Genomic DNA, 3,825 nt, shown 5'->3' with positions numbered 1-3,825 from the left:
ACGCCGTCAGCACCCACACCGCCACCACCGCCGTGCTGGAACGCCAGCAAGGCTGTCAGGTGCTGGTGCTGCGGGATTAACCCCTACGCCGCCATCACCGCCGCCCCCGGCACTGTTGTGGCGGCGGCTTGCGGCCTGACATCTTGCACAATTTGACCGCCGTGCAGCACCAGCACGCGGTCGGCGCTGGCGATGGTTTCCGGGCGATGCGCCACAATCACCTTGGTGACATTGAGCCGTTTGACGGCGGTATTCACCAGTTGCTCGTTGGCCACATCCAAATGGCTGGTAGCCTCATCCAAAAACAGCAGTTTGGGGTTGCGATACAAGGCGCGCGCCAAAATCACCCGCTGCTTTTGCCCGCCGGATAGGCTGCTTCCCATATCGCCAATCAGGCTGTGATAACCCATCGGCATCGCCGCGATCTCGTCATGCACCGCCGCCATCCGCGCGGCGGCTTCCACCCGGGCGTGGTCATACGCGGCATCAAAAAAACTGATGTTGTCGGCAATGCTGCCGCCAAACAATTGGTCGTCCTGCATCACCGCACCGATGATGCCGCGCACATTGCGCGGGCCCAGTTTATGCAGGTCTTGCCCGCCGATGCGGATACTGCCCGACGTGGGTTTCAACAAACCCAGCAATACTTTGACCAAGGTGGTCTTGCCGCAGCCCGACGCCCCCACAATCGCCACCGCCTCCCCAGCCTCGATGCGAAAACTCAAATCTTTCAGCACCCACGGCTCGCCATCGGCATAGCGAAAGCACAACGTGTCCACCTCGATACTCGCCTCGCCCGGCGCTGCGGCCTCCGCCAAACCGTGCGCGTCTTCCGGTGGCGTCAGCACGATATCGGCCAGGCGTTCGCCGTGTAGGCGCAGCATGCGAAATTCGATCCACTTATCGATCAACGCACTCATGCGCTGCGCGAACTGATCTTTGTAAGCCAAAAACGCAATCAACATCCCGACCGAGAACACATTGTCCAGCGCCAGCAACGCGCCAATCCAGATCACCGCGATGCGTTCCACACCAAACACCAACTGGCTGGCACCGTTGAAGCCCAGTCCCAAATGCGCCAGCTTGATCTCGCGGTTCACGGTGTCACTGATCAAATTGTCATACGTGCTGCGGCGCTGCGATTCTTCACCCGCCACTTTCAAACTCTGCATCCCGCGCAGCGATTCTAGAAGATGCGTTTGCTGTTTGGCCGCCGCCACCAATTGCTGCTCGGTGCCATCACGCAATGGGCGATACGCCAACGTGCGGATGCCCAAGTACAGCACCACTGCTAGCAAGGTCACCAGCGCCAGTTTCCAGCTATAAAACAGCATCAAACCGAAGGTCACCACCGCCATCAACCCATCAATGATGGCCTCGACAAAACTCGTGGTTAGCGTGCGCTGAATCGCCTGCACGCTGCCCATGCGCGACGTGATATCGCCCAAATGGCGCTTCTCAAAAAAATCCAACGGCAAGCGCAGCGCATGCGCAAATACATTGCCCATCCACTGCAAGCCTAATTTGGAAGACAGATACACCACCGCCCAACCGCGCAGCAAACCGATGCCCACTTGCAGCAGCAGCACCAAGCCAAACCCCAGCCCCAACACGGTCAGCAAACTGGTATCTGCAGACACCAAGACCTGATCCACCACCCACTGCATAAAGAACGGGGCCAACACCACAAACACTTGCAACGCAATCGACAGCAACAAAATCTGCGCCAACGCCCGCCACAGCCCGCGTACCGGCCCGGTCAACTGCCGCGCCGATACCGCAGGTACCGCCTGTTGTGGTTTGAATTCGGCGGCAGGGGTCAACTCCAACGCCACCCCGGTGAAGTGATCAGACACCTCGGCCAGCGATAACCTGCACTCACCAATGGCCGGGTCAAGCAGCGTGACCTTGGATTTACCGACCTTGGCCAGCACCACAAAGTGATTCAAATCCCAATGCAGCACGCAAGGCAGTTTCAACTTGCCAAGGTCTTCCATATCCAATCGCAACGCGCGCGTGGAAAACCCCAACCGCTGCGCGACATGGATCAATTGATTGAGTTTTGCGCCTTTCAGCGACAACGGAAAGCGCCGGCGCAGCTCTGGCAAACCGATATGCAGCCCATGCGCGGAGGCGACCATTGCCAGTGAGGCGAGACCGCATTCGGCGGCTTCGGATTGGAGGAGGAATTTCATGATCGCCTTGTCAACTTGCTCAACGCAGATAGCGCTAGAGATTATCTGGGGCCGTTATGGATTCCAATTCATGAAGGGATGCATCGGAATAGTTGATCCTGTAAGTCCCCGAGGGCAAGAAGAGTGAGCATGCATCCTGACCGGTCATGACCACGCAACTATCCGCAGGAATGCCAGATATTTCGTTTTCCGGGAATGCCTCGATCAGGCAAGGGAACGTGTTCTTGCAATGGCTAGTCGGGGGAAACCTCCGCTTACGGGCGCCATCCAGATCAAGCCATGACGGCCCACTCGCGCTTCTCCCCTGGATTTCTGGCAAGAACAATATTAAGTCATAATCATCGGAGCCATAGAAGTGGCCATTCGAATCTGCCAATGCATATCCTTGGGATGGATGACTTGCCAGCATGTTCTGATCGAGATGAATTGAGTCCGGCAGCAGATCAAGCAAGGTAGTAGTATCTATGCTCAAAGGGTTAATTCCGGTGATTTTCATGAATCGGGCTGCCATTAGCCCGTCCGGAGCATGATGACTTTTCGATTTCGCAATATGACCGAATCCGGCCACGACAAGCAATTTGGCCCTCGGGTCGTTCTTGAAAATACAGGCCAAGTTCTGCGCCTGCTTTTGTTCTCGACCCTCAATCGTGTTATCCCCTACGTCGGAATCTTCGTATGCCACTAATTTAAATTTCAATCGAATCGCTTCCCGAATTATTTCGCCAAAGATCGGTTCTCGCAAATAAAATCCGGTTCCGCGTATCGGGTACCCGCGCGAAAGCAAATCCGCATCCGCCAAGGATGCGTTTGAACAAGTTTTGGAAGGGTCGCCAGGTTTAACCGTGAGGCCTTCGATACCAAGATAGTTGTACCCCTCCTCATGGAGCGCGTTGAGCAGCGTATAGATGGCGGCTCTAGTCCTCGGTCTGGCGTGCGATTCGTTTATGAATACGGCTCGGCGATTCCTTGCCAAGTTTCGTATCACATCATTTGCAGGCTTCGCATCAAGATAGCCAAGACGCGTTGGATCAGCGTCAGATCCGCGAACCGGATATATCTTGTCCGCCGCCTCGTATTGCCCCATGAAACTTGCAATAGTTGCGTAATATTCCCGGAATGTGGCACTGGCCGTTTCGATGTGAAATCCATGGTCAGACGCCCGATTTACACTAAAATACGCAAGCTGTGGAGGCTGCGACAGATTCATGACTATCCTGGAGAGGCATGTCTCTTCTGTGCAATCCTTGCCAGCAGGGGGGGCGCTTTTCGTGGCAGCAAACGAAGTGGATACCAGAGAAATACATCCAAGCAAAAAAAAAGAGACGCCATTGAGTTTATTCATGCGTTTTCCTCTTCATTCCAGGAATGGAAATTGGGTAAAGAGAGCAGAATCCCTTGAAAGCTAGGAGCACTTGATTTTCATGGTATTCCATTTTATGCCTTACAGACAGCGCCTTCCCGCGACCATACTCTTCTAGCAATGCCTTACGTGGGCGTTTGTTTTTCATGAGCTGCTCTCCAGTAAATCCACAATTTTCTCCGTAATCGGGAATCCGGTAAGCATTTCAACAAAGCCCCGGCGAGTTCAACTCTGATTCGCAACAGTGTTGATTGATTCCCCGTTGAGGAC

The 3,825-nt window shown here is 54.8% G+C and carries 2 protein-coding genes; both read right to left on the bottom strand.

Annotation, left to right across the window (positions count from 1 at the left end; translation table 11 throughout):
- Positions 1 to 83: 83 nt before the first annotated feature.
- A complete protein-coding gene (locus QWB57_RS00620) occupies positions 84 to 2,195 on the bottom strand; it encodes a peptidase domain-containing ABC transporter (protein WP_288967881.1) in 2,112 nt (703 codons plus the stop codon).
- 34 nt (positions 2,196 to 2,229) lie between these two features.
- Positions 2,230 to 3,537 (bottom strand): hypothetical protein, encoded by a 1,308-nt coding sequence (locus tag QWB57_RS00615; protein WP_288967879.1) that lies wholly within the window; start codon positions 3,535 to 3,537, stop codon positions 2,230 to 2,232.
- Between the last annotated feature and the right edge of the window lie 288 nt (positions 3,538 to 3,825).

The organism is uncultured Thermomonas sp. (assembly GCF_937872235.1).
Taxonomy (GTDB): domain Bacteria; phylum Pseudomonadota; class Gammaproteobacteria; order Xanthomonadales; family Xanthomonadaceae; genus Thermomonas; species Thermomonas beijingensis.
This window is presented reverse-complemented; position numbering and strand designations above follow the sequence as displayed.

Coding starts and splice junctions, on each gene's coding strand:
- QWB57_RS00615 (WP_288967879.1), bottom strand. CDS start 3,537: ATGAATAAACTCAATGGCGTCTCTTTTTTTTTGCTTGGATGTATTTCT.
- QWB57_RS00620 (WP_288967881.1), bottom strand. CDS start 2,195: ATGAAATTCCTCCTCCAATCCGAAGCCGCCGAATGCGGTCTCGCCTCA.